This is a genomic window from Sphingopyxis sp. MWB1 (genome assembly GCF_000763945.1).
Classification (GTDB): domain Bacteria; phylum Pseudomonadota; class Alphaproteobacteria; order Sphingomonadales; family Sphingomonadaceae; genus Sphingopyxis.
The window spans coordinates 228,629-254,015 of record NZ_JQFJ01000002.1 but is presented as its reverse complement, the minus strand read 5'-3'; the positions used below and the strand labels follow the sequence as shown (position 1 = coordinate 254,015).

Sequence of the window (25,387 nt, the reverse complement as noted above, 5' to 3'; positions counted from 1 at the left end):
AGTCCCAGCCCCCCTGCCCCCGGAATGACATGCTGACGACCCATGCTTTTGACGACGACAAGCTCCGCGAAGAATGCGGAGTCTTTGGTATTCATGGCGCAGAAAGCGCCGCCGCTGCGGTTGCTCTTGGCCTGCATGCGCTTCAGCATCGCGGTCAGGAAGCGGCCGGGATCACCGCCTTTGACGGCAAGGATTTTCATACGCACCGCGCGACCGGCCATGTCGCGGGCAATTTCGACCGTGATGATCTGATGCGTCAGCTCGCGGGCAATGCCGCCATCGGCCATGTCCGCTATTCGACCACAGGCGATACGGGGCTGCGCAATGTACAGCCGCTCTTTGCCGATCTCGCGACCGGCGGTTTTACCATCGCGCATAATGGCAATATTTCCAACGCCACGGCGCTGCGCAAGAGCCTTGTGCGGCGCGGCGCCATTTTCCAATCGACCAGCGATACAGAGGTGATCATTCACCTCGCCGCCACCTCCAGCTATCGCACTCTGCTCGACCGTTTCATCGACGCGCTCAAGCAGGTGGAGGGCGCTTATTCGCTGATCGTCCTCACCGCCGAAGGGATGATCGGATGCCGCGATCCGCTCGGCATTCGCCCGCTGGTGATCGGCAAGCTCAACGACGCCTATATCTTCGCTTCGGAAACCGTCGCGCTCGATGTGGTCGGCGCCGATTTTGTTCGCTCGGTGGAACCGGGAGAGCTGGTGATTGTGCGCGATGGCGAGCTAACCTCGCACCACCCCTTCACCGACCGCCCCGCGCGTCCGTGCATTTTCGAGTATGTCTATTTCTCGCGCCCCGACTCGATTGTCGACGGCACCAGCGTCTATTCGGTGCGCAAGGCGATTGGCGCGGAACTGGCGCGCGAAAATCCGGTGGATGCCGATCTCGTCATCCCCGTCCCCGATTCGGGGACGCCAGCCGCCATCGGCTATGCGCAGGAATCGGGCATTCCCTTTGAATTGGGGATTATCCGTTCGCACTATGTCGGACGCACCTTTATCCAGCCGGGGGACAAGGTCCGCAATCTGGGCGTCAAGCTCAAGCATAATGCCAATCGCGCACTGATCGCGGGCAAGCGCATCGTGCTGATCGACGATTCGATCGTGCGCGGCACGACCAGCCTCAAGATCGTGCGGATGATGCGCGACGCGGGCGCCGCCGAAGTGCATATGCGTATCGCCAGCCCACCGACGCAGCATAGCTGCTTCTATGGCGTCGACACGCCCGAGCGGGCAAAGCTGCTCGCCGCGCAGATGACGGTGGGCCAGATGGCCAATTTCATCAACGCCGACACCCTGTCCTTCCTGACGATCGAGGGGCTGTATCGCGCGCTGGGCGAAGCAAAACGTACCGATGATTGCCCGCAATATTGCGACGCCTGTTTCACCGGCGATTATCCGACCACGCTGACCGATTTCGACGAAAGCAGCGCCGACGATCAATTCTCCCTCCTCGCAGAGCGCGTTGTCTAACCCATGACCGATTCTTCTCAACAGCTTGCGGGCCAGGTTGCGCTCGTCACCGGCGCCAGCCGCGGCATTGGCGCCGCCATCGCCCAGTCGCTCGCAGCGCGCGGCGCGCATGTCGTCATTACCGCGCGCACGGCGGGCGGGCTGGAAGAGCTGGAGGACCGCATCCATGCCGCGGGCGGCCATGCGACCATCGCGCCGCTCGATCTCACCGACGGCGACAGCATTGCGCGGCTGGCGAGCGCCATGGCTGAACGCTGGCAGCATCTGGACATGCTAGTACTCAACGCCGCCATGCTCGGCACGCTGACCCCGGTCGCGGCGATTGACGGCAAGGAATTCAACCGGCTGCTGACCCTTAACCTCGTCGCGCAGCAGGCACTGATCGCCAATTTCGACCCGCTGCTCCGCCGTGCCGCCAAAGGCCGCCTGCTCGCGCTGTCGAGCGGCGTTGCGCGAAGCCCGCGTGCCTATTGGGGCGCCTATGCGGCTTCCAAGGCGGCGCTCGAAGCCCTTGTCACGAGCTATGGTGCCGAAATGCAGAATATCTCGCCGGTCCGCACCGCGATTCTCGATCCCGGCGGCACCCGCACCCAGATGCGCGCGCGCGCCTATCCCGGTGAAGACCCCAAAAGCATCAAGGATCCCGAAGCGGTCGGCGAATTTGTCGCGCGGCTGATGGTCGAAGGCTTTGACAGCACGGCATTCCATTCGCTGCCCAAAGTGATGGAAGAAGCTTAACGCCCTTTTTGCCTTCTTATGCTACGCCGCTTCGCGACCAGCATGAACAAGTCCATGTCCAAAGGCATGATCAGGGGGGCAAGAATATGAAAAACAAGTGGGTCCGCTCGGCGCTCGCCGGCATAGTGGGAATCATCGTCGCCTTCGGCCTTGTCTGGCTGCTCCAATATGCGGGCGGCAACCTCGCCCCCATCGTCTATGACCCCGAGACGGGCGAAATATTGATTCCGCTGGGATCTACCATTGCCCTGTTCATCGGCTGGTTCGCGGGAAGCTTCGCGGGAAGCTGGCTCGCCATGCGTATGTCCGAAGGCAGCGGCGTCGGCTGGATCGTCGCGGGCGCGGTCATCGGCGCCGCCCTTTACCGTGCGGTCACCCTCGCCGATGCCTGGTGGGTGATGGCCCTCGCCGTGATTCTGCCGCTGCTCGCCGTCTGGATGGCCGAACGCGCCATAGCCACGGCCAAGAGCAACACCGCCGCCGCCTGATCGAGCAGAACAACATCGTCACCCCGGACCTGATCCGGGGTCCACGCTGCGCTTGAAGATGTCATGGCGAACCCGGCGAAAGCCGGGCGAGGCAATCTCCCGCCCCCGCACTTGCGGGGGCGGATAGCAAGCCCCGCTGCTCAGCGCCGCTTCTCCCGGTCCACCGCCGCCTGCACCGCCTTGTAAAAAGCTTCGCGCTCCGCGCCCACGCCTTCGGGGTCCGTAGCGACCGGCCAGTTTCCGTTCGACGCAATCACCAGCTTGCGCTTGGGATCGATAAAAATCCCCTGCCCGAAAATCCCCTGCGCGGCAAAGCTGCCGTCATCATTAGTCCACCATTGATAACCATAGCCGCGCCCCGGCACGCCAATATCGGCCTGCCTGGTCGTCGCCGCCGCCAACCAGTCGTCGGGCAGCATCTTCTCCCCGCCCGCAACGCCGCCATTCAGGATGAACTGCCCGAACCGCGCATAATCCTTGAGGCTCGCCGAAATGCAGCAGCCGCTGATCTCGTGCCCGGTCGCGCCGAGCATCCACACCGCGTCCTGCTCCATCGCAAAGGGCTTCCAGACCTTTTCCGACAGATATTGCGACAAGCTCTTGCCCGTCGCGCTCGACACCAGCACGCCGATCAAATTGGTCTCGCCCGTCTTGTACACCCATTTCGATCCCGCCGGCGCCTCGCGCGGCAGCGTCTTCATATAGCTGACGGTGATATCCTCGCCCGCCACCGGCTGTTGCCGGTTGAACATCGCGACGTCGGATTTGGGGTCGGTATAATCCTCATTCCATTTCACCCCCGATGTCATGGTCAGCAATTGCCGCACGCTGACATCGTCATAGGCCGATCCTTTGAGGCCCGGAATATAGGCGGTCACCTTGTCATCCAGGCTCTTGATATAGCCATCCTTCACCGCCGCGCCGACCAGCGTGGAGGCAAAGCTTTTGGCGACCGAAAAGCTCGTCCAGCGCCCCGCAGGACCATAGCCCAGCGCATATTTTTCGAGTCTGATCTTGCCATCCTCAACGATGATCAGCCCGGCATTGCGCTGTTTCGCCATATAGGCATCGACATCCATGCCCAGATCAATCGGCGCGCCTTCGGGAAGCGGATAGACATCGTCGCCCGCCTCAATCTGGTTCACCACAACCTTCGGCACTTTTTCCATCGTGCGAAAAGCAAGGTCGCGTTGATCCTGATTCCAGAACAGCACATTCAGATCCTTTGGCAACATATCGGGGGTAATGGCATCGGCTGCCGCATCGCTCGCGTTACAGCCGGTCGTCACCGCCAGCAGTGCCGCGGCGGCCAGAAATCGCTTCATTCCTCTCTCCTGTTTATGATTATCGGGTCGATGATTTTTCGGGCTATCGTTTTTCGAGCGTCACCTGCGCGACATCGATCCCGCCACCACGAAACCCGCCTTCGCAATATTGCAGATAATAGCGCCAGAGCCGCACGAAGCGCTCGTCAAAGCCGGCGGGCAAGGCACCGCGCGCCACGACTGCGTCAAATCGCTCACGCCATTCGCGCAAGGTGCGCGCATAATCGAGGCCAAAGCTGTGCTGGTCGCGCCACACCAGTCCCCGCGCCTCGGCCAGCGCGCGAAAACGGCTTTCGGAAATCAGGCATCCGCCAGGGAAGATATAGGCCTGGATGAAATCGCTGCTCGCCGCATAGGATTCAAACAGCGCATCCTTGATCGAAATATATTGGATCGCCGCTTTGCCGCCGGGTCGCAATAGCCGCGCAATCGTATCAAGATAGGCGGGCCAATAGGCCTGTCCTACGGCCTCGACCATCTCGACGCTGGCGATGGCATCAAACGGCCCCTGTACATCGCGATAATCGCAAATCTCGATCCGCGAACGCCCGGAAAGGTCGAGCGCACGCACGCGGTCCTCGGCAATTTCGGCCTGCTCGGTCGACAGGGTGATGCCGGTATAAATGACGTCATGCCGTTCAATCGCCCGCTCGGCCAGCGCGCCCCAGCCACACCCAATCTCCAGCAACCGGCTCCCCGACCGCAGGTCGAGCCGGTCGAGGATCGCATCGACCTTGCGCTTTTGTCCTTCCTCCAGCGTCTCCGCGCCATCGTCGAACAGCGCGCTGGAATAATTCATCCCCGCATCGAGCCACAGGCGATAGAAATCATTGCCGATATCATAATGGGCATGGATATTCTGCCGCGCCCCGCGGCGGTCATTATGCCGCCGCGCGTGAATCAGCCTGTTGAACCACCGCCAGGGCCCGCGCGCGCGGCCGGCATCACCCAGCCTTTCGGCGTTGCGCATGAACAGGTCGAACAGCGGCACCGGGTCGGGCGATGACCATTCGCCCTTTTCCCACGCGCGATACCATCCGATCGAGCCCGACAGCACCAGCCGCACCAGCGCGGTCCAGCGATGAAGATGGACGATAGCGACCGGCCCATCCTCGCGCCCGCCCAGCAGGCGAACGCTGCCATCGGGCAAATGGCCTTCGATCGTTCCGCAAGCCAGCCCGGCGTCGAGCCGGTCGAGAAAGCGATGAAAAATCCCTGTCGGGGCGCGCGAAAACAGTCCGGCGAGCAGCCCTGCCGCGCCATAGGCGCGGTCCGCGCGCAGCAAATTCTTGCCGCGACCGGGGCTGACATGATGGTTCATAAGGCCTTTCTGCCTGAAAAAGCCCCCCCTGACAATCGGTCCGCCGCCTCCGGCAGCCGGGCGTTCTCGCGCCCTGCCGTTTCGCGCAAAAGCAAGCTTTTGGATGGCGTTTAAAGGGCGATTATCCCTTTCCGACAAGTTACGTGGCCAAAGGGCGCAAGGGCCGTTTAAGACCGGGGGTCCCGCATCGTCGCATGAGCCGCCAGCGCCCGCGCGCGCGCTTCGGGGTGGCCGATAATCTTCGGTGTATAATCGGCGGGACGACGTCCGGCTTCTTCCGGATCGTGCACCGCATCATCATCCAGATGCGCGAGTTCGGGAACCCAGCGGCGAATATAATCGGCTGCATCGAATTTCACCGATTGGCCAAGCGGTGCCATAATCCGACTGAACATATTGCTGTCGATGCCGGTCCCGGCCACCCACTGCCAATTGACCGCATTATTGGCATAATCGGCATCGATCAGCGTATCCCAAAACCATCGCTCGCCGCGCCGCCAGTCGATCAGCAGATGTTTGATCAAAAAGCTCGCCGCGATCATCCGCACCCGGTTATGCATCCAGCCACTGGCCCATAATTGCCGCATCCCGGCATCGACGATCGGATAGCCGGTGCGTCCCTGCTGCCAGGCGCGCAGGTCGGCGTCAGCATCTCCGCCCATGCGCCACCGCATCGCATCGAAACCCGTCCGCGCGTTGCGCTCGGCATAATCGGGATATTCGGCAATGACATTCTGGGCATAGTCGCGCCACGCCAGTTCGGACAGAAAAGTCTCGACCGACCCTCCCGCATCGGCGAGCGCATGCCAGATGGTGGCGGGCGAGATTTCACCGAAATGCAGGTGCGGCGACAGGCGCGCCGTCGCTTCTTCGGATGGCAGGTCGCGCCGGGCCCCATAATCGGATGCACGCGTTGCAAAGACCGCAAGGCGCTCTTTCGCTCCCGCTTCCCCCGGCGTCCATATCTCGCCAAAGCCTGCGGCCCAGTCGGGCTGGTGCGGCGTCAAACCCCACTCCACGATCCGCTCGGACGTCGGCCATCGTGCGGGCGCGGCCAGCATCGACGGAGCTTCAGCAGGGACCGGCGGGGGCATCTGCTGGCGCAGCGCGCGCCAGAAGGGCGTATAGATTTTATACGGTGTGCCATTGCCACTTCTCACCGCGCCGGGCGGGGCCAGATAATTGCCGTCGTGGCGCACCAGCCGCAGCCTTTGCGCGACCGCGCGCTCCGCCTCCTGCCACCAGGGTTCATAGTGGCGCAGGCAATGCACCTCGGCCGTGCCGCTTTCCTCCGCAATCTGCGCGAGTCGCTCCTCGGTGTGTCCCCGCCGCAGGATCAGCTGCGACCCGAGCGCCCGCAATGCCGCATCGAGCGCCTGCAGGCTATGGTGCAGCCACCAGCGCGCCGCCCCGCCCATCGCGCGCGGCCCCGGCGCCCCATCATCAAGGATATAGACGGGAAGGACCGGCCCCGCCCTTGCCGCCGCCGCCAGCGCCGCCTGATCGGCAAGGCGCAGGTCGCGCCGCAGCCAGACGAGGCGCGGCGCGCTCATCCGCCGCGGCTACTCTCAGTCCCGCTTCCCTGCGTGGCGGGCAAAGGCACCTGAAAGCGTTCGCGGGCAAAGGGGCTGTTGTAACGCTGGTCGCGCAGCCACCGGGCGCCATCGGCATCGCGTTCGACGATTGGCATGCGCGCCCAGAAGAGAAAGGCGCGCGCCGCCGGATCGGCCTTCGCCCAGCGCGCTTTCGCCTGCTCATCCTCCGTCCCCGTCGGCGCGCCAGAAATATCGAGGCTCCCGCCCACGCCCGGAACAAACTCCCCGCTGCCAAAGCGCCCCCCGGCGCGCCAGAAAATATCGCGGCGCCAGAAAAACAGCGGCGGCGGGCTCGCCACCGCCAGCACATCCTTTTTGCCTGTCGCCCGTAACGCTTCAACCGTCGTGCGCTCGGCAGCATGGCTGATCAGGCCGTTGACGACAATATAGCCGAGAACCGCGGCAAAACCCGCGCGCGCGGGCGTCGTCCAGCGCGGCGATCCCACTTTCTCGCGCCGTATCGACAGCCACAGCGACACGCCCAGCATCGCCCAGATCCACAAGTCGATGATGAACAGCGTATCGCCATAAAACCAGCGCGAGGAAAAAGGCTCCAACAGGCGAATGCCATAATTGTTGAGCCAGTCGAGCGCCGGATGGCTAAGGCAGCCGATATAGGCCAGCGCGAGCAGCCACCCCTTGTCGACCGGCAAGCGCCCCGCAGGCCGCGTCCCGCGCCGCGTCTGCCACCGGTCAAAGGCGATCATCGCCCCCCACAGGATCAACGGCAGGACAAGGAGCGCAATCGGCCCATGGGTAATCCCCCGCCGCATCGCCAGCGACTCAATCCCGTAAAGCGCACATCCCGCGTCAATATCGGGCAGATTGGCGGCGATAATCAGCGTCGGCATGGCCAAGCCGCTCTTCCGCTTGAGCCCCATCTGCCCCAACACCGCCCCGACCAGACTATGCGTCAGATTGTCCATTTCACCTCAACTCGTTGCCTTGGGAATGACTCGCACAAAGCCACGAAGCCACAAAGAGCTTATGAAGCAAGCGGTCGATAGTAATTATTGGCCAGGCGCTTTACGCCTTCTTTGAAACTCGGCGCGCCAAAATTCATCAGCAGCCCGAGCGGCAAACCCATCAGTCGCAGATAGGTGAGCAATTGGTTGGCATGGACCGGCGCATGTCGCTCCGTGGACTTTAATTCAATCACCAGCCGTCCTTCGAGCAGCAAATCAACGCGAAACGCTTCGTCCAGCGGTCTGCCACGGAACATGATTGGCACAATCTTCTGCCGCTCCACACGCAACCCGCGCTCGATCAGAAATTCCTCAAGCAGAATTTCATAAACGGTTTCGAGCAGCCCCGGCCCAATCTCCCGGTGTAGATTATAACCGCAATCCAGGGTGATGCGGGCCAGTTCTTCGACATCCACCGACAACCCCACCCCCTTTGTGGCTTCGTGGCTTTGTGCGAGTCTTTAAAGCTCCGGCCCACCCTCCGTCACCGTCCAGGTCTGCCCCTTCTTCAGCAGCCCCTGCAGATCCGCCGTCTTGCCTTCGCGCGCCGCGGCATTTTGTCGCACCACATCGGCTTCAAAGGTCGGGCGGGGGTCGTCATAAAGCACGCCCAGCGCCATCGGAAACTCACCAAAGCGCATTTCGACCAGCATATGCGCGATGCCGCGATTGGTGACGTCATGGACGATCACCCCCGCCGCCTGCCAATCGCCATCGACCACATCGACGACCTTCAGCTCCAGCGCATCCTTGTCGAGCGCAATGCCCTTCGTCCCCTTGGCAAAGAGCATCGGCTCGCCATGCTTCAGCCAAAGCTGCCGGTCCTCGGCGCCCTTGGGCGCGGCGAAATCCTCGAACACATCCTTGTTATAGACGATGCAATTCTGGAAAATTTCGATAAAGGCCGCGCCCTTGTGCGCGTGGGCGGCCTTCAGCACATGGGGCAATTCCTTCGATACGTCGAACCCCCGCGCCACGAAACGCGCGCCTGCCCCCAGCGCAAAGGCGCAAGGCTGCGCCGGACGGTCGACCGAGCCATAGGGGGTCGAGGGGCTGTTGGTGCCCACCCGGCTGGTCGGCGAATATTGCCCTTTGGTCAGCCCGTAAATCTCGTTGTTGAACAGCATGATCTGGCAATCGAGATTGCGGCGGATCAGGTGCATGGTGTGGTTGCCGCCAATCGACAGTCCATCGCCATCACCGGTGACGATCCAGATATCAAGATCGGGATTGGCAAGCTTCAGCCCGGTGGCAAAAGCCGGCGCGCGCCCATGGATCGTATGAAAGCCATAGGTTTCCATATAATAGGGAAAGCGCGACGAACAGCCGATACCGCTGATGAACACGGTATTTTCAGGCGCCGTGCCGATGTCGGGCATGGTGCGCTGCACCGCCTTCAAAATCGCATAGTCGCCGCAGCCGGGGCACCAGCGTACTTCCTGGTCGGTTTCCCAATCTTTCAGCGTCGTCTTGGGGGCGATGGTCGTCATCTCGTTCATGGCAATTCCTCTCGGGGCACCGACGCGCGCGTCAGGCCAACGCCTCATCAATGGCCGCTTCAATCTCGGCGATGCGGAAGGGCTGGCCCGACACTTTATTGAGCGGCCGCGCATCGACCAGATATTGATCGCGCAGCACGGTCTTGAGCTGCCCCGTGTTCATTTCGGGCACGATCACCTTGTCATAGCTTTTGAGCAGTTCGCCCAGATTGGCGGGCATCGGCCAGATGTGGCGGATGTGGATATGGCTGACGTCGGCCCCTTCGGCGCGCTTGCGCCGCACCGCCTGATGAATGGGGCCAAAGGTCGATCCCCAGCCGACAATGGCGAGCTTGCCGCCTTCGGCGCCCAGCTCCACCACCTGATCGGGCACTTTCACGCCATCGACCTTCGCCTTGCGAATATCGGTCATCGCCTGATGATTTTCGGGCGCATAGTTGATGTGCCCGCTATCGACTTCCTTCTCGATCCCGCCGATGCGGTGGAGCAGGCCGGGCGTTCCGGGCTTGACCCACGGCCGCGCGAGCTTTTCGTCGCGGCCATAGGGCTTGAAGCCGCCTTCGGGCACGTCGGTCAGAAACTCGACCGGAAAAGCCTCGTAGGCCGTGAGGTCGGGCACCTGCCACGGCTCGGCGGCATTGGCGATATAGCCGTCGGTGAGCAGCATCACCGGGGTCATATATTGAACCGCGATCCGGCACGCCTCTATCGCGCATTCAAAGGCATCGGCGGGCGAACGCGCGGCGATCACCGGCATCGGCGCATCGCCGTTACGGCCATAAACCGCCTGATACAGGTCCGATTGCTCGGTCTTGGTCGGCAGGCCCGTCGAAGGTCCGCCGCGCTGCGAATTGACGATGACGAGCGGCAGCTCGGTCATGATCGCCAGCCCCATCGCCTCGCCCTTCAGCGCGATCCCCGGCCCCGACGAGCTGGTGACCCCCAGCGACCCGCCATAGCTGGCGCCAATCGCCGAACAAATGGCCGCAATCTCATCCTCGGCCTGAAAGGTCGTGACGTCATATTCCTTCAGCCGCGACAGATGGTGCAAAATCGCCGAGGCGGGCGTGATCGGATAGCCGCCAAAGAACATCGGCAATTTGGCAAGCTGCGCGCCCGCGACCAGCCCCAGCGCAATCGCCTCGGCGCCGGTCAGCGTGCGGTACAGCCCCGGCTCGGCGGGCGCCGCAGGCACATGATGCTGCTTCAGCGGCCCCGCCAGTTCAGCCGTCTCGCCATAGGCATGGCCCGCGTTCAGCGCCGCAATATTGGCGTCGGCAATCTCGGGCTTTTTCGCGAATTTGGCTTTCAGCCAGTCGATCAGCGGCTGGCGGTCGCGGTCGAACATCCACAGCGCGAGGCCCAGCGTCCACATATTCTTGCAGCGCAGCGCTTCCTTATTGCCAAGGCCAAAGGGCTTCACCGCATCGAGCGTCGCCTGGCTGATGTTCAGCTTCAACAGCTGCCATTTCGCGAGGCTGCCATCCTCCAGCGGATTGCTGTCATATTTCGCCTTGGCAAGGTTGCGCGCGTTGAACTCGCCCTCGTCGGCGATGATCAGCCCGCCCAGTTTCAGCGCGCCGACATTGGTTTTCAGCGCCGCCGGGTTCATCGCCACCAGCACATCGGGGGCATCGCCCGCCGTGTCGATCTGGCTCGACCCGAAATTGATCTGAAAGGCCGACACGCCGAACAGCGTACCCTGCGGCGCGCGAATTTCGGCAGGAAAGTCGGGAAAAGTGGCAAGGTCATTGCCCGCAAGCGCGGTCGAAAGTGTGAACTGCCCGCCGGTCAGCTGCATCCCGTCGCCGCTGTCGCCCGCGAACCGCACCACCACTGCATCGGAAAGGGGGGACTGGGGCACGTCAGCCCGATCCTCTACCGCTGTCGCCATTTAGTTTCTGCCTTCAAATCCTGCGAACTTCTGTCCATGGCCTAGGCCTCTCGGGCGCGTGCCGCAATTCAGAAAAAATTGTGCGCCGCAAAGCGAAAGAGTCCAACGGGTTTCATTTTGCGATTGAATAAGCATCGCCCATAGCGAATAACTTACATCAATGAAACCAAGGAGAGGCACTGCATGACCCAGGCATCCACCCCAGCCGCCAGCCCGTCCGCCCCGCGCGCCGATGTGGCAATGTTCCTCGCCTTTCTGAACGCGCAGGAGGGGCCGAAGATGCACGAAATGCCGCCCGAGGGCGCGCGCGAAATGTTCCGCACCATGTGCCAGCTCGCCGACCGCCCGCGCGGCGACATTGCGAAGGTGGAGGACAGCAGCATCCCCGGCCCCGCGGGCGAGATCCCCATTCGCCTCTATGACAATCGCCCCGATCGCGAGCCGGGTCCGGTAATGGTCTTTTTCCACGGCGGCGGCTGGGTGATCGGCGATCTCGACACCCATGATGGCTATTGTGCAGAGGCGGCGCGGCTTCTCGATATGCCGGTGATCGCGGTCGATTATCGCCTCGCCCCCGAGCATTCCTTTCCGGCGGCGCCAGAGGATTGCGAGGCGGCGGCGCGCTGGGTTGCCGATCATATCCCCTGCACCGGCCTTGTGCTGGCGGGCGAAAGCGCGGGCGGCAATCTCACCATCGCGACCGCATTGACGCTGCGCGACAAACCCGCCTCAAAACCCGTTATCGCCCTCCACCCCATTTATCCTGCGGTGACCACCCATGATGATTGGCAAAGCTATCGCGATTTTGGCGAGGGCCATTTGCTCACCACCGACAGCATGACATATTTCGGCAATCATTATGCCGCCGACCCCGCCGATTATCGCGCCGCGCCGCTCGATTTTCCCGCCGAAGGCCTGCCGCCTACGCTGCTCGTTACCGCCGGGCTCGACCCCTTGCGCGATCAGGGCCGCGCCTATGCCGCCAAGCTCATCGAAGCGGGGGTAGCCACCAGCTATCGCGAGGCGGCGGGCAATATCCACGGCTATATCAATCTCGCTCAGGCGATCCCCAGCGCGCAGCAGGATATAGCGGGCGCACTCAAACTCTTGAAAGCGATCGTCGCTGAGTCCATGGCGAACGAATGATCGACCATGACAAACTCCCCTATCGCCCCTGCGCCGGGGTAATGCTCGCCAACCGCGACGGCCGCGTGTTCGTTGGCCAGCGACTCGATACCACCACCGAGGCTTGGCAAATGCCGCAAGGCGGTATCGACGATGGCGAAGATGCAGAGGCGGCAGCGCTGCGCGAACTGGGCGAGGAAACCGGCATCGAGCCCGCCCTCGTCCAGATTATCGCGCGCAGCCGCGAGGAATATTTTTACGATCTGCCCGACGATCTCATCGGCAAAATCTGGGGCGGAAAATATCGCGGCCAGCGCCAGCACTGGTTTTTGATGCGCTTCACCGGACAGGATTCGGATATCAATATCCACACCAAGCATCAGGAATTTCGCGCGTGGCGCTGGGCGGAGCTTGACGAAATCGAAAAGCTGATCGTCCCCTTCAAACGCACGCTGTATCGCGGGCTGGTCGAGGAATTTGGTCCGCTGGTTTGAGGGCCAGTATTTCAATACCGCACCGGTGCCGAAATGCGCCAAAAAACGCCGCTTACCGCCCGATCTGCGCCGCCTTGTCGCGCAAATCGGCGGCGGCCTGCGCGTCGCCACGCTTGTTCATCAACCGCGCATAGATCAGCATCGTCTCACGGTTGAGCGGCTGCAAGCGATAAGCGCGGTCGATATAGGCGGAGGCCCGCTCGACCTCGCCCTTGGCTTCCCACGCGCGGCCCAGTTCGCGCAGCACCAGCGCGTCGCGATTGCCCATCCGGCGGCGCACAAATTCATAATGGGTAATCGCCGCATCCCATTGCCGCGCCGCCATCGCTCGCGCGCCCGCAATTCGGTGCGCGGCAAGGCTCGACGGCTGCGCCTCCAGCAACCGCGCGATCACGGTTCCCGCTTCGCCGGTGAAACCCGCGCGTTGCAAGCCATAGGCGAGCCGCAGGCTGGTGCGCTCGCCGCTGTCGAGTTCATGCGCGCTGCGATAGGCGCCCAGCGCCACCTCGATCCGCCCCGCGGCCAGCGCGGCATCGCCCAGCAGCAGATGCGCGTCGGCAACCCCGCGATTGGCATCGCGAAGCGCCGCGGCGCGCATCATCGCCGCTTCGCCGGCACCGCGCTCGATCTCTGCGGCCATCGCGGGAATCACCTTGGCGGGATCGAGCGGGGCGGCATCAGCCGCGGCGGATAGCAAGCCATAGGGGGCATCGGGAGCAAAGGGCGGCGCCCCGCCGCGCTCCAGCGCCCCGGCGCGCGTCATCAGCGCCGCCGCCTCATCTGCCTGCTCCAGCTCCGCCGCCATGCGCGCGGCGAAAAGCAGCGACCAGCTATCGGCATCGGGCCGCGCAACGACGGGGAGCAGCGCCTCCAGCGCATTGGCGGCATTGCCATCGGCCCATTCGGCCGCGGCAAGCAGGCGGCGCACACTGCGATTGTGCGGCTGGATTTCCAGCAGCCGCTCGCCCCAGGTCGCCGCCACCGCTTCGCCCTCAAGCTGCATTTCGACGATCATGTTGAGCAGCATCACGCCTGGCACATCGTCCATCGCGCCGCGCGTGCGTTGCAGCAGGCTGCGCGCCAGCAAATAATTGCCCGCGCGCGCCGCCACCACCGCCTGCAAATAGAAAAGCCGGGGTTCATTGGGAGTGAGCGTCGCCGCGCGCCGCAGCGAGGCGAGCATGTCCCGATAGCGGCCCATGTCGCCCAGCGTGGCAGCACGCTCGATCAGCGCCCCGGCATGATCGGGATTGACCTGCAGCGCGGCATCATACCAGCGCAGCGCGGCGCTCAGCCCGCTGCGCGTCCGTGCCAGATTGGCCTTCAGCGCCAGCGCATCGGCATTGCGTCGGTCAAAATCGACCGCATTGCTCGCCGCTTCATCGGCGCCGCTGATATCGGCATTGGCGGCGCGATAGCGCGCGACCGACAGCCACAGCGCGGAATTTTGCGGCATTGCCTGCAACGCGCGGTCATAGGCTGCGCCCGCCGCCCGCAAATTGCCGTTCCTCAAATAGACATCGCCCGCGACCCACGCCGCTTCGCCCACCATCGCCGCAACGGGCGGATGTTCCTCCAGCGCGCGCAGCGCCCGTCCGCCCTCGCCCTGCAAGGCATAGGCGCGCGCCAGCGGCGCCGACAGCGCCGCTGCATCGCCGCCCGCGCTCAATGCCCGGCGGATCGCGGCTTCTGCGGCAATGCCGTCACCCAGCCGCAGCGCAGCGCGGGCATCGCGCACCGCCTGCACCACCGCGTTGTCGGTCCCGGCGATATCGTCGGCAAAGGCCGCGCTCCCACCGCTCAGCTCGGCCTGCTCCCCCGCTGCGGGCGCGGGCGGTGCCTCGCGGCATGCGGCGAGCATCAGCGCCAGCGGCATCAGCGCGCCCAGCGCGCGAAATGGGGCCCCCTTGGCGCTCACTCAGCTTTGCATCCGATATTGTTTGAGCAGATCGTAAAGCGTCGGGCGGCTGATCCCGAGCAGCTTCGCCGCCTGCGAAATATTGCCCTCGCTCTGCGTCATCGCGCGGCGGATCGCCACCCGGTCGGCGGCCTCGCGCGCACTGCGCAAATTCAGCCAGTCCGGACCGCCCTGTTCGTCCCTTGCCTCGCTCGCGGCCATGTCGAGATCCTCGCGCGTCACCAGCTTGCCATCGGCCAGGATCACCGCGCGCTTCACGCGATTTTCCAGCTCGCGCACATTGCCGGGCCACGCCGCCTCGTCGATGCTTTGCAGCGCATCGGGCGAAAAGCCGCGCACCGCCGGGTTCATCTCGGGCGCATATTTGTGCAGGAAATGCCGCGCCAGCAAGACTGCATCGCCCGGCCTTTCGGCGAGCGAGGGAATTTTGATCACGATTTCGGCCAGCCGATAATAAAGATCGTCGCGAAACCGCTCCTCGGCGATCATGCTATCCAAGTCGCGGTGCGTTGCACAGACGATGCGCGTATCGACCTTGATCGGCTTGCGCCCGCCCACCCGTTCGATGGTGCGCTCCTGCAGGAAACGCAGCAGCTTGACCTGCAAGGCCAGGGGAATATCGCCAACTTCATCGAGGAACAAGGTGCCGCCATGCGCCAGTTCGACCTTGCCCTCGGTCGTCTTGACCGCCCCGGTAAAGGCGCCCTTTTCATAACCGAATAATTCGCTTTCGAGCAGATTTTCGGGGATTGCCGCGCAATTGATCGCGACAAAGGCCCCGTCGCGCCGCGCGCTCGCTTCATGCAGCCCGCGCGCCAGCAATTCCTTGCCCGTCCCGCTCGCGCCCAGCAGCATTACCGACACATTGCGGTCGGCGACCCGTTCGATGGTGCGTGCGACCTTCTGCATTTCAGGCGCGCCGGTGACCATGCCGCCCAAAATATGCTTGTCGCTCCCGACCTCGGCGGCGAGGCGGCTGTTCTCCGCCTCCAGCGCATGAACATGAAAGGCACGGCGAACGATCAGCCCCAGTTCGTCAATGTCGATGGGCTTCTGGTAAAAATCCCACGCGCCATGGCCAATGGCGGCCAGCGCACTCGCGCGTTCGCCATGCCCCGATACGACGATCACCTTGGTATCGGGCTTCATCGACAATATGGCCGCCAGCGTGCGAAAGCCTTCCGCCGTGCCATCGGGATCGGGCGGCAGGCCCAGGTCAAGCGTCACCACCGCCGGCTCCTCGGCGCGCAGCATCTCGATTGCGCTGTCATGGTCACCCGCGATCAGCACGCGATAATCTTCATACGCCCATTTGAGCTGCGCCTGCAGCCCCGGATCATCCTCGACGATCAGCAATATCTGTTCGGAAGCATTGGGAGCGATCACAGGCTTCCTGCCTTCTTGTCGGATGGTGTCACGGAAAATTGCGTCTCGTCAGTCAATCCGCCGGGCTCCCGCGCCGCATCGGCGATGGGCAGCCAGACCGTAAAGCAGCTTCCGCGTCCCGGCTCGCTTGCCACCTCGATCGTGCCGTTCATCGCCTGGGCCAATTGCAAGGCTTCGGGGGCACCCAGACCGAAGCCGCCATTTTTGGTGGAGACAAAGGGTTTGAACAATTCGTCGCGAATGAATTGGCGCGTCATGCCCACCCCTTGGTCGATAATGTCGATCCGCACGCGCTGCTGTTCCGCCATGGCAAGGATCTGGACCGGGGCGTCCTCCGGCGACGCCTCGATGGCATTGGAAACCAGATGCACCAATATCTGGTGCAGCGATCCGGCATCGGCCCACGCCGCCAGTCCTGTCTGGCAACCGGTATAGATCTGGCGCCGCGCCGCCTGTTCATCGGCGATCCGGTCGAGCATCGGCTCGATCCCGACCCGCCTCGCCTCGGCCACGGGGCTGCGCTCGCGCGACGATAGTCGGCCCAGCAGGTCCGAAAGCCGCCCTGCGGACAATTTCAGCGTTCCGACCATGTCGCTGCGAAATTCGGGATTATCCGCATGGCGTTCGGCATTGCGCGCGAGCAGCGACAATTGGCTCGCCAGATTCTTGATGTCGTGCATGATAAAGGCAAAACGGCGGTTGAACTCGTCGAACCGCCGCGCTTCGGAAAGGGCGCGTTCGCTCTGCGCCTCGGCCAGATAGCTCGCGGCCTGCTGCCCGGCGATTCGCAGCACGTCCAGATCTTCCCAGTCCAGCGCGCGCGGAACCGACGGGCGCTGCAGGACGACAATCGCGATCATGCGCTTGAAATGCAAAATCGGCACCACCACCCAGGCCCGCTGATCGGCGACCAGCCAGTCGGGAATGGCAAGGTCGGCGAGTTCCGCCTGCACCGGCGCGCGTCCTTCGCGCCGGGCGTCGAGGTCGACGATATGCCGGCTTTCCTGCAGCATGAAGGCAGAGCGGAGCGATATGGCGGCTTCCTCCACCACATGCACCGGCCAGCGCCAGTGATCGGCGATGCGAAAGCCGCCCAATGTGTCGGGCAGCATCAGCAGCGCGCCGGGGCTTCCCGTCAGTTCGGCGAGCGCCTTGGCGACCCGGCGATGCAGGCTGGTTTCCTCTCCGGCTGCCTCCTCTGCGTCATCGCCCTTCTCGCCCTCCCGGTCGCGCGCTTCCTGCGCCAGCGTGGCGGTAAAGCGCATCCATTCGGCCCGATAATCATAGCGATGCTCAAAGAAATGCTTGGTAATCACCACCGACAGCCACGCGCGGGCGCGCGCGGAAAATAACAGCAAGCCCCCCGCCCCTATGGCAAAACAAAGGAAGGCGGCCTGGGCCAGCCCCACATAATCGCCGCCAAAGGCGCGCGACAAGGCTGCCACCAGCCCGATCAGGATCAGATAACATGCCGCGCCCAGCAGCAATATCGCCCGTATCGCCGCTGGCCGCGACAGGCCGATCCGGCGGCGTCCGGCCTCGACCGCTGCGATAACGAAAGTGGGCAACACCCCCACCACGACTGCGGGCACCAGCGCGATCAGCGTGGTGGGCGCCTGCCCCGTCAGCGCGCCGATCAGCTGGACGTTCAATTCATAGGCCCACAGCATCGCAATGCCGCCCGCGGCGGCGGCGGCGGGAACGCGTCCAACCGCCCCCAATTGCCGTACCCCGGCATCGACAATGATCAGTCCCGCCGCCGCGACGATCATCGCGCCGATGTTGAGCGCGAACATCAGCGGCACATGGTCAATCGAAACGCCGCGCATATGCGCGCCGAGGCCCGTCAAAAGCGTCACCAGAGAGATCAGGATCAGCAACCGCCAGATCAATCGCAGCGGCGCCGTCATCGGCGGGCGCGGCGCCGCCCAAAAGGCCCCGCTCAGCCACCATAAAATCCCGAGGTCGCGTAGTCCTTCAAGAGCGAAAGCCTGAAGCGATCCCGAGCCAAAGGCATAAAGCGCCCCGCACCACAGCGCGAAACCCGCCGCCATCGCCAACAGCCGCCCCGGCGCCACCCCGCGGGGAATGTCGCGCTGCCGCACCCAGAGCCACAGCGTGACCCCCAGCGCCGCGACCAGCGCCAGTCCCGACAGGAGATGGGACAGAAGCGGCAGGTGCACGGTCAGCGCGCCCCCTCGGGCCACATCACGACGCGCACCGTCTGAAGCAGGATCAACAGGTCGAGGAAGGGCGAATAATTTTTGGCATAATAAAGATCATATTCCAGCTTCACCCGCGCATCCTCGACCGACGCGCCATAGGGATAGTTGATCTGCGCCCAGCCGGTCAGCCCCGGCTTCACCATATGGCGTTCGGCATAAAAGGGCAGTTCGCGTTCCAGTTCCGCGACAAAGCTTGGCCGCTCGGGACGCGGCCCGACAAAGCTCATATCGCCTTTCAGCACGCACCAGAGCTGCGGCAATTCGTCGATCCTGAGCTTGCGGATGATCCGCCCGACGCGGGTAATGCGCGGGTCATTTTCGCTCGCCCACACCGCCTTGCCCGCCGCTTCGGCATCGGTCCGCATCGAGCGGAGCTTCCAGATGTCATAAGGTTCGCCGAACAGACCGACGCGCGACTGGCGATAGAAAATCGGCCCCTTGCTATCCAGCTTGACCGCCAGCCCGCCAATCAGGATCAGCGGCAGGCCGATGATCAGCACCAGCAGGCTGGCGACTATGTCGAAAATCCGCTTGCCGACCTTCGACATCCGCTGTCCCGCCGAAAAACCATCGGAAAAGATTAGCCCGCTGGGGTTGGTCGTTGCGAGATCAACACGCCCCGTCTCGCGCTCGATAAAGCTTGCGATGTCATTGACATGCACCCCCGTCGTCTTGACACGCAGCAGATCGGACAGCGGCAGCGATCCGCGCCTTTCCTCTGGCGCCAGCACTACCTCGCCGACGCGCAGCGCAAGGACATGCTCGGACAGGCTGTCAAAAGTGTCGCGCGGTAGCGCGCCCTTCACCGTTTTTTCCTTGTCCGACATGGCGACAAATCCCGCCATCACCAGTCCGCTACCCGGCTTCTCCGCCAGCTTGGCGAGCCGCGCCGCGCGCGGCCCTGCGCCCAGCACCAAAATCCGCCGCTGAAAGGTCGACGCGCCCGCGCATTGCGACATGATCAACCGGATCAGGAACAGCGCCGCCAGCGCGATGGCCATCGCATAGAGGCTGTTCGCGCGCCACATGGTCGCATTGGGCAGGGCAAAGCCGACAACGGCGAGGAAAATCACCCCCAGCGAGATCGCCGCGAGCAGCCGCACGACGGCAAAACCCATCGAGCGCAGCGCCTCGCTGCTATAGGCGCCGACCGCCATCAGCGCGAGCGAATTGGCAATGGCAAAGGTCATCACCGGCACCGCGCGCTCGGCAAAGGGGCCGGCGTGAAACCCCGCCTGATAGGCATAGATATGCCAAGCGCCCTCGGCGGCGCAGAGCAACGCCAGAAACTCGATCAGCGCCATCAGCGTGACGGCGTGAGAGACATAATGTTTGAAAAAACGGAACATGATCGAATGGACGGCCCTTTCACGGGGCACCCTATAGGGTGGAGGCGTGAATTGTCGGTAAATTTTACACCTATAATATGGCGACAATCGCGCCGCTAATTTCGTGCCAAGGCGCAGCGGGGGGTGACCCGCTCCTTTCGCCGCGATACACCCGCGCGATGACCAGCAAGATTCAGCCCATCATCATGTGCGGCGGCGCCGGAACGCGGCTCTGGCCCGCTTCGCGCGGACAGGCGGCGAAACAATTTCTGCCTCTCGTCGGCGAAACCAGCCTGTTCCGCCAAAGCCTTGACCGCGTGCCGCAGGATCAGGGTTTTGCCGCGCCGCTTGTCATCTGCGGCACCGGCCATGTCGATGCGGTGCGCGCGCAAATGGGCGACCACGCCGTGCATCTGCTGATCGAACCTGCCCCGCGCGGCACCGCCGCCGCCATCGCACTCGCCGTCGCGCGCGCCGACCCGCAGGCGCTGCTGCTCGTCATGCCCAGCGACCATGTCATCGCCGATGTCGCCGCCTTTCACGCCGCCATCGCCCAGGCAGCGCCGCTCGCGCGCGACGACCGGCTCGTTACCTTCGGCATCACCCCCGATCGCCCTGAAACGGGCTTTGGCTATATCGCCGCCGGGGCGCCGCTCGGCACAGCGGGCTTTGCCGTCGACCATTTCGTCGAAAAGCCCCCGCTGGACAAGGCGCAGGCGATGCTCGCCGCCGGGAGCTATAGCTGGAACGCTGGCATTTTCCTTTTTCGCGCGGGCCATATGCAGGCCGCGCTCGAAACCCACTGCCCCGCCATTTGGCAGGCCGCCGCCGCAGCGGTGGCGCAGGGGCGGGAGGAAGCGGACGCCTTCCACGCCGATGCCGACGCCTTCACCGCCTCGCCCAATCAGTCGATCGACTATGCGGTGATGGAAAAGGCCGACCGGGTCGCGGTCGTCCCCGTCGCCATGGGCTGGTCGGACCTTGGAAGCTGGCACGCCGTCCACGCGCTTTCGCCGCAGGATGGCGATGGCAATGCCCAAAGCGGCGACGTGATTTTCCACGACAGCCGGGGCAATCTCGTTCACGCTGGCGGCAAGCGTGTCGCGCTCGTCGGAGTTGAGGATCTGGCGGTCGTCGTCGATGGCGATGACATTCTCATCATCCCCCTCGCCCGCGCGCAGCAGGTGCGCGCCATCGCCCAGTTGCGCGGCGACTAGGCTCCATCCCAGCCTGACAATCAAAAAAATGGCTGAAATCAGCCATTCCGGGGTTGACGCACCCCCCTCCCATCCGCACCATCGCCAATGGATAGGTAACTAAGGGGGGAATGAATGCGACATATGATGTTCTGCGGCCTAGCGGCGCTCGCGCTGGCCGGTTGCGGCTCCGATAGCGAAAAGAGCGGCGACGCAAGCACCGACGCCGGGGCCAGCAGCGCATCGAGCGCTGCGACCGACACCGCCACATCGGACAAGTTCGACGCGCGCTTTTACAGTGTGCGCGAGGCGATGGACATGGACGTCTTTGGTCTCAAATTCGACATGACCGTCGATGAAGTGCGCGCCGCGCTCACCAAACAGGGCTTCGGCATCCCCGCCGACTATGCCGATCGCGGCGATCCGCGGGTGCGCGGCTATTCGCTCGATCTGGGCATGGGGCCGCGCGTCGAGCAAAAACCCGGAACGCGGCAGGAACGCAATTATAACTGGTTCCGCCTCCCCGATGGCGGCGACGTCAATATGCCCAGCCAGCAGCGCCCGCCGAACACCGAAAGCATCGCGCCCTGGTTCTATGTCGATGCACAGGGCGTCCAGCGCCTCTTCTCGGTGCAATATCGCCGCACCTTCGACCCCGGCGTCGACCCGCGCGCCTATGCCGCGACTTTGGAAAAGCGGCTGGGCGAACCGACAAAGGCGAACCGCCAGCCCGGCAATGTCTCCGCCTTTTATTATATTCAGGCGCCGCTTCCCAAAGGCTATGAGGCCGACCCGGTCGACAACCGCGAAGATTTCGAAATGTTCCGGCAGCGCCCGGTCAAGATCAGCCGCTATTTCTGCCTCTCCGACATCCGCCGCGACGTGTCGAAGCCGGTGCCGAGCGAATGCACCGCCGTCCTCGCGGGCGATGCGACGGCGCAGCGGCTCTTCTCCGCGCTCGATTCGCGAAACAAGGGCCACCCCTATTCGCAATTCCTCGAATTTCAGGTCATGGAAAATCGCATGACGCTCGAATTTCGCGCCGAGTGGCTGCCCGACGTCATCCTCGCCGAACAGAATGAGCGCGAATTACAGGCCGAAATCGACGCCCGCAAAGCGCGCCAGTCGGCCCCCACCGCCGCCCCCGAAGGGCTCTAGGCAAAGGGGCGACAGGGGCGCCCGCCCCTAATCCCCCGCAAAGTCAAAGGCGCTGACCCCGCGCTCGCCCTCGCGGAACCGCAACCCCCGCGCCATCGGCGGCGCCGATCGCTGGACGCATCCGGTGCGCGTGCAGCGGCGGCACCCCAGCCCGATCGGCGTCGCGGGTGCGCGCATCAGGTCGATACCGCGCGCGGCGGCCAGCGGCGCCGCCACCTTGGCGTCAACCCCGACGCACAGCACAAAGCGCGCCGGCGTGCCCCCGCCGCGCGCACCGGGAGCGGCGACGCTGCGGCTCTGGGTGAACCAGCGGCCACCATCCTCCAGCTCGACCAGATCGGCGACCACTTCGCCGGGCCGGGCAAAGGCCTCGTGAATCCCCCACAGCGGACAGCGCGCATCGCCGTCGACCAGCGGCGACTGGCTCGCCCCGGCATAGCGTTTCGACCCCTGCCCCGCCCGGTCGATGCGCAGCATGAAAAAGGGCAGCCCACGCGCACCCACCCGCTGCAAGGTTGTCAGCCGGTGCGCCACCTGCTCGAAACTTGCCCCGAACCGCCGCTGGAGCAACAGCAGATCATAGCCCGTCGCATCGCAGGCGCGCAGAAAACGGCCATAGGGCATCATCAGCGCGGCAGCGAAATATTGCACCAGATGCCGCTCGAACAGTCGCGCCGACGCTTCATGTTCAAATTCGCCGCCTTCGACCAGCGCGCCAATCTCCGCCTTGGCCTCCATCTGCGCGAGCGTCGCCGCCGCCTGAAAGGTGCGCGAGGCCGGGCGCAGCAATTCATTGAGCATAAGCTGCCGCGCATGCCAGTCGAGCCAGCGCAGCCGGTCGGGCATCACATCGGCGGGCAATATGCGAATGCCCAGCTGATGCCGCGTGCGCAAACGCTCTGAAATCGTGCCATAAAGATCGCCGCCCGCCAGCCGCAATTCATCGGCCAGTTCCTCGGCGCGGCTGTCGAGATCGGCGAAATGATTGCGCCATTTCTCGATCGCGCGGCGCACGGCGGCAATTTCGGGCGCATCGGATATTTCCGCAGCGGCGGCATTTTCCCCCGCCGCATCGAACAGGCGGGCAAAGGCGGCGGCGGTCGCCGGCGCCGCCTGCATCCATTCCTCGACGTCCTGCGGCGCGATCCCGAGGTCGGCAAAGCGCGGGTCGGCAAGGCGGCGGCGCATCCCCGCCATACCCCCCGGCACCGCCTCTTCGCCCAGGCTCGCCGCGTCAAAGGCAAAGCGTTCCGCCAGTTTGACAATCACGCTCGCCGACAGGGGCCGCTGCCCATTTTCGATGAGGTTGAGATAGCTGGGCGAGATGTCCAGCGCCTCGGCCATCGCCGCCTGCGTCAATCCCGCATCGCGCCGCAACCGCCGAACCGCGGGGCCCGCAAACAGCTTCCGCTCGGTCATAATGTAACTTTCTTTACTAATTTACATCGCAAAATGCACTAGTTCCGCGATATTCACAAGAAAGATTGACAAAGCTTTTCACTTTCCACGCCCGTTGCGCCAACTTCGGCTCATCCCAAGCCCCAAAGGCCAATGCCCAGGGGCGCAGCCAAGGACGAAGATGATGAGCTACACCGAAGACATGGCACAGGCTGGCCGACTCATCCGCGATCAGGATGGTCGCTGGGATGCGATTGCCGCCGAAAATGTCGCCCGTATGCGCGCCCAGAACCGCTTCAAGACCGGTGTCGATATCGCTCGCTACACCGCCCGCATCATGCGCGCCGACATGGCCGCCTATGACGCCGATCCCGCCAACTACACCCAGTCGCTGGGCTGCTGGCACGGCTTTATCGCGCAGCAAAAGATGATCGCGATCAAGAAACATTTCGGGACCACCAAACAGCGCTACATCTACCTCTCCGGCTGGATGATTGCCGCGCTGCGTAGCGAATTCGGCCCGCTTCCCGACCAATCGATGCACGAAAAGACCAGCGTTCCCGCGCTGATCGAGGAAATCTACACCTTCCTGCGCCAGGCCGACGCCCGCGAGCTCGGCGGCCTGTTCCGCGACCTCGACGCCGCCCGCGCCGCTGGCGACGAGGTCAAGGCAAAGCAGATCCAGCATGCGATCGACAATCACGAAACCCATGTCGTCCCGATCATCGCCGACATCGACGCGGGCTTCGGCAATGCCGAGGCGACCTATCTGCTGGCCAAGAAGATGATCGAGGCTGGCGCCTGCGCGCTGCAGATCGAAAATCAGGTGTCGGATGAAAAGCAATGCGGCCACCAGGACGGCAAGGTCACCGTGCCGCACGAGGATTTCCTCCAGAAAATCCGCGCGATCCGCTATGCCTTCATGGAAATGGGGGTCGAGGACGGCATCATCGTCGCACGCACCGACAGCCTCGGCGCGGGCCTCACCAAGCAGATCGCCTTCACCCGCGAACCGGGCGACCTTGGCGACCAGTATAACAGCTTTCTCGATTGCGAAGAGGTGGACGGCGCGGGCAACCCCGGCGACGTCCTCATCAACCGCGACGGCAAGCTGATGCGCCCCAAGCGCCTGCCCTCAAACCTCTATCAGTTCCGCCCCGGAACCGGCGAGGATCGCTGCGTGCTCGACTGCATCACCTCGCTGCAGAATGGCGCCGACCTTATCTGGATCGAGACCGAAAAACCGCATATCGAACAGATTGCCGGCATGGTCGACCGCATCCGCGAAGTCGTCCCCAATGCGAAGCTCGCCTATAATAATTCGCCCAGCTTCAACTGGACGTTGAACTTCCGCCAGCAGGTGTTCGACGCCTGGGAACAGGAAGGCAAGGACGTCAGCGCCTATGACCGCGCCAAGCTGATGAGCGTCGATTATGACGGTAGCGAGCTGGCGGTCGAAGCCGACAACCGCATCCGCAGCTTCCAGCGCGACGCGGCGAAGCGGGCAGGCATTTTCCACCATCTCATCACCCTGCCGACCTATCACACCGCCGCCTTGTCGACCGACAATCTGGCGAAGGAATATTTCGGCGACGAAGCGATGCTGGGCTATGTCAAGAACGTCCAGCGCGCGGAAATCCGCCAGGGCATCGCCTGTGTGAAGCACCAGAATATGTCGGGCAGCGACATCGGTGACGATCACAAGGAATATTTCGCCGGCGAAGCCGCGCTGAAAGCCGCCGGCAAGGACAATACGATGAACCAGTTTGCGGCCTGACACCGCAGCCGGAGAGGCTCACCCCCTCTCCGGCCTTTAAGGAACCCGAGCTTGTGGCGCGGGGTGTTCG

At 63.7% G+C, this 25,387-nt stretch carries 20 protein-coding genes; 8 read left to right on the top strand and 12 right to left on the bottom strand.

Features of this window, described 5'->3' with window-relative positions; translation table 11 throughout:
- The first annotated feature begins 29 nt into the window (after positions 1-29).
- From purF to JV18_RS0101945, 3 genes are all read left to right on the top strand, one after another.
- Positions 30-1,487, top strand: a complete 1,458-nt coding sequence (gene purF / locus JV18_RS0101955) for an amidophosphoribosyltransferase (protein WP_033074827.1) — start codon at positions 30-32, stop codon at positions 1,485-1,487.
- A gap of 3 nt (positions 1,488-1,490) precedes the next feature.
- Positions 1,491-2,225: an SDR family NAD(P)-dependent oxidoreductase gene (locus JV18_RS0101950; RefSeq protein ID WP_033073208.1), complete on the top strand. Its 735-nt coding sequence runs from the start codon at positions 1,491-1,493 to the stop codon at positions 2,223-2,225.
- Positions 2,226-2,311: 86 nt separating this feature from the next.
- Positions 2,312-2,713, top strand: a complete 402-nt coding sequence (locus JV18_RS0101945) for a hypothetical protein (protein WP_033073207.1) — start codon at positions 2,312-2,314, stop codon at positions 2,711-2,713.
- 140 nt (positions 2,714-2,853) lie between these two features.
- On the opposite strand, the gene JV18_RS0101940 is transcribed toward JV18_RS0101945, so the two are convergent.
- The 7 genes from JV18_RS0101940 to JV18_RS0101910 all read right to left on the bottom strand — a co-directional run bounded on the left by JV18_RS0101940 (position 2,854) and on the right by JV18_RS0101910 (position 11,312).
- Positions 2,854-4,038: a serine hydrolase domain-containing protein gene (locus JV18_RS0101940; protein ID WP_033073206.1), complete on the bottom strand. Its 1,185-nt coding sequence runs from the start codon at positions 4,036-4,038 to the stop codon at positions 2,854-2,856.
- 43 nt (positions 4,039-4,081) lie between these two features.
- On the bottom strand, positions 4,082-5,359 hold the full coding sequence (locus tag JV18_RS0101935) for an SAM-dependent methyltransferase (protein ID WP_033073205.1): 1,278 nt from the start codon (positions 5,357-5,359) through the stop codon (positions 4,082-4,084).
- Between the two features lie 167 nt (positions 5,360-5,526).
- The gene (locus tag JV18_RS0101930) at positions 5,527-6,912 is read right to left on the bottom strand and encodes a cryptochrome/photolyase family protein (RefSeq protein ID WP_033073204.1); all 1,386 of its coding nucleotides are present in this window, start codon (positions 6,910-6,912) and stop codon (positions 5,527-5,529) included.
- A complete protein-coding gene (locus tag JV18_RS0101925; protein ID WP_052071676.1) occupies positions 6,909-7,880 on the bottom strand; it encodes a metal-dependent hydrolase in 972 nt (323 codons plus the stop codon). The genes JV18_RS0101930 and JV18_RS0101925 overlap by 4 nt, the downstream gene beginning before the upstream one ends.
- 59 nt (positions 7,881-7,939) lie before the next feature.
- Entirely contained in the window at positions 7,940-8,335 is a 396-nt protein-coding gene (locus JV18_RS0101920; RefSeq protein ID WP_033074825.1) for a GxxExxY protein, read from the bottom strand.
- 45 nt (positions 8,336-8,380) lie between these two features.
- Positions 8,381-9,418: a 2-oxoacid:ferredoxin oxidoreductase subunit beta gene (locus tag JV18_RS0101915; protein WP_033073203.1), complete on the bottom strand. Its 1,038-nt coding sequence runs from the start codon at positions 9,416-9,418 to the stop codon at positions 8,381-8,383.
- Positions 9,419-9,449: 31 nt separating this feature from the next.
- Positions 9,450-11,312, bottom strand: a complete 1,863-nt coding sequence (locus tag JV18_RS0101910) for a 2-oxoacid:acceptor oxidoreductase subunit alpha (RefSeq protein ID WP_033073202.1) — start codon at positions 11,310-11,312, stop codon at positions 9,450-9,452.
- A gap of 183 nt (positions 11,313-11,495) precedes the next feature.
- On the opposite strand from JV18_RS0101910, the gene JV18_RS0101905 reads away from it, so the two are divergent.
- Positions 11,496-12,458, top strand: a complete 963-nt coding sequence (locus JV18_RS0101905) for an alpha/beta hydrolase (protein WP_033073201.1) — start codon at positions 11,496-11,498, stop codon at positions 12,456-12,458.
- Positions 12,455-12,931, top strand: coding sequence for an RNA pyrophosphohydrolase (locus JV18_RS0101900; protein ID WP_033073200.1), 477 nt, complete (start codon positions 12,455-12,457; stop codon positions 12,929-12,931). Before JV18_RS0101905 ends, JV18_RS0101900 begins: the two co-directional genes overlap by 4 nt.
- A 52-nt stretch (positions 12,932-12,983) precedes the next feature.
- Here JV18_RS0101900 and JV18_RS0101895 read toward each other — a convergent pair whose 3' ends face one another.
- From JV18_RS0101895 to JV18_RS0101880, 4 genes are read right to left on the bottom strand one after another with little or no spacing between them, the layout of a single operon-like run.
- Positions 12,984-14,849 (bottom strand): tetratricopeptide repeat protein, encoded by a 1,866-nt coding sequence (locus tag JV18_RS0101895; protein WP_235302740.1) that lies wholly within the window; start codon positions 14,847-14,849, stop codon positions 12,984-12,986.
- On the bottom strand, positions 14,850-16,235 hold the full coding sequence (gene prsR, locus JV18_RS0101890; RefSeq protein WP_235302738.1) for a PEP-CTERM-box response regulator transcription factor: 1,386 nt from the start codon (positions 16,233-16,235) through the stop codon (positions 14,850-14,852).
- Positions 16,232-18,418: an XrtA/PEP-CTERM system histidine kinase PrsK gene (gene prsK, locus JV18_RS0101885; RefSeq protein WP_235302736.1), complete on the bottom strand. Its 2,187-nt coding sequence runs from the start codon at positions 18,416-18,418 to the stop codon at positions 16,232-16,234. The genes prsR and prsK overlap by 4 nt, the downstream gene beginning before the upstream one ends.
- A gap of 2 nt (positions 18,419-18,420) precedes the next feature.
- Complete coding sequence (locus tag JV18_RS0101880; protein WP_033073199.1) at positions 18,421-19,809, bottom strand: TIGR03013 family XrtA/PEP-CTERM system glycosyltransferase; 1,389 nt, start codon at positions 19,807-19,809, stop codon at positions 18,421-18,423.
- Positions 19,810-19,967: 158 nt separating this feature from the next.
- On the opposite strand from JV18_RS0101880, the gene JV18_RS0101875 reads away from it, so the two are divergent.
- Positions 19,968-21,005, top strand: a complete 1,038-nt coding sequence (locus tag JV18_RS0101875) for a mannose-1-phosphate guanylyltransferase (protein WP_033073198.1) — start codon at positions 19,968-19,970, stop codon at positions 21,003-21,005.
- 114 nt (positions 21,006-21,119) lie between these two features.
- Positions 21,120-22,142 carry a hypothetical protein gene (locus JV18_RS0101870; RefSeq protein WP_144243843.1) on the top strand — a complete coding sequence of 341 codons (1,023 nt, stop codon included), beginning with the start codon at positions 21,120-21,122 and terminating at the stop codon, positions 22,140-22,142.
- A gap of 27 nt (positions 22,143-22,169) precedes the next feature.
- Here the strand turns inward: JV18_RS0101870 and JV18_RS0101865 are convergent, their stop codons facing one another.
- On the bottom strand, positions 22,170-23,561 hold the full coding sequence (locus tag JV18_RS0101865) for a helix-turn-helix domain-containing protein (protein ID WP_033073196.1): 1,392 nt from the start codon (positions 23,559-23,561) through the stop codon (positions 22,170-22,172).
- A 163-nt stretch (positions 23,562-23,724) separates the two neighbouring features.
- Here JV18_RS0101865 and JV18_RS0101860 point away from each other — a divergent pair, with 163 nt between their 5' ends.
- Positions 23,725-25,317, top strand: a complete 1,593-nt coding sequence (locus JV18_RS0101860) for an isocitrate lyase (RefSeq protein WP_033074821.1) — start codon at positions 23,725-23,727, stop codon at positions 25,315-25,317.
- The last annotated feature ends 70 nt before the right edge of the window (positions 25,318-25,387 follow it).

What these genes read in the sequence shown, in the direction of transcription:
- purF (WP_033074827.1), top strand. Translation starts at nt 30, where the DNA reads ATGCTGACGACCCATGCTTTTGACGACGACAAGCTCCGCGAAGAATGC.
- JV18_RS0101950 (WP_033073208.1), top strand. Translation starts at nt 1,491, where the DNA reads ATGACCGATTCTTCTCAACAGCTTGCGGGCCAGGTTGCGCTCGTCACC.
- JV18_RS0101945 (WP_033073207.1), top strand. Translation starts at nt 2,312, where the DNA reads ATGAAAAACAAGTGGGTCCGCTCGGCGCTCGCCGGCATAGTGGGAATC.
- JV18_RS0101940 (WP_033073206.1), bottom strand. Translation starts at nt 4,038, where the DNA reads ATGAAGCGATTTCTGGCCGCCGCGGCACTGCTGGCGGTGACGACCGGC.
- JV18_RS0101935 (WP_033073205.1), bottom strand. Translation starts at nt 5,359, where the DNA reads ATGAACCATCATGTCAGCCCCGGTCGCGGCAAGAATTTGCTGCGCGCG.
- JV18_RS0101930 (WP_033073204.1), bottom strand. Translation starts at nt 6,912, where the DNA reads ATGAGCGCGCCGCGCCTCGTCTGGCTGCGGCGCGACCTGCGCCTTGCC.
- JV18_RS0101925 (WP_052071676.1), bottom strand. Translation starts at nt 7,880, where the DNA reads ATGGACAATCTGACGCATAGTCTGGTCGGGGCGGTGTTGGGGCAGATG.
- JV18_RS0101915 (WP_033073203.1), bottom strand. Translation starts at nt 9,418, where the DNA reads ATGAACGAGATGACGACCATCGCCCCCAAGACGACGCTGAAAGATTGG.
- JV18_RS0101910 (WP_033073202.1), bottom strand. Translation starts at nt 11,312, where the DNA reads ATGGCGACAGCGGTAGAGGATCGGGCTGACGTGCCCCAGTCCCCCCTT.
- JV18_RS0101905 (WP_033073201.1), top strand. Translation starts at nt 11,496, where the DNA reads ATGACCCAGGCATCCACCCCAGCCGCCAGCCCGTCCGCCCCGCGCGCC.
- JV18_RS0101900 (WP_033073200.1), top strand. Translation starts at nt 12,455, where the DNA reads ATGATCGACCATGACAAACTCCCCTATCGCCCCTGCGCCGGGGTAATG.
- JV18_RS0101880 (WP_033073199.1), bottom strand. Translation starts at nt 19,809, where the DNA reads ATGTTCCGTTTTTTCAAACATTATGTCTCTCACGCCGTCACGCTGATG.
- JV18_RS0101875 (WP_033073198.1), top strand. Translation starts at nt 19,968, where the DNA reads ATGACCAGCAAGATTCAGCCCATCATCATGTGCGGCGGCGCCGGAACG.
- JV18_RS0101870 (WP_144243843.1), top strand. Translation starts at nt 21,120, where the DNA reads ATGCGACATATGATGTTCTGCGGCCTAGCGGCGCTCGCGCTGGCCGGT.
- JV18_RS0101865 (WP_033073196.1), bottom strand. Translation starts at nt 23,561, where the DNA reads ATGACCGAGCGGAAGCTGTTTGCGGGCCCCGCGGTTCGGCGGTTGCGG.
- JV18_RS0101860 (WP_033074821.1), top strand. Translation starts at nt 23,725, where the DNA reads ATGAGCTACACCGAAGACATGGCACAGGCTGGCCGACTCATCCGCGAT.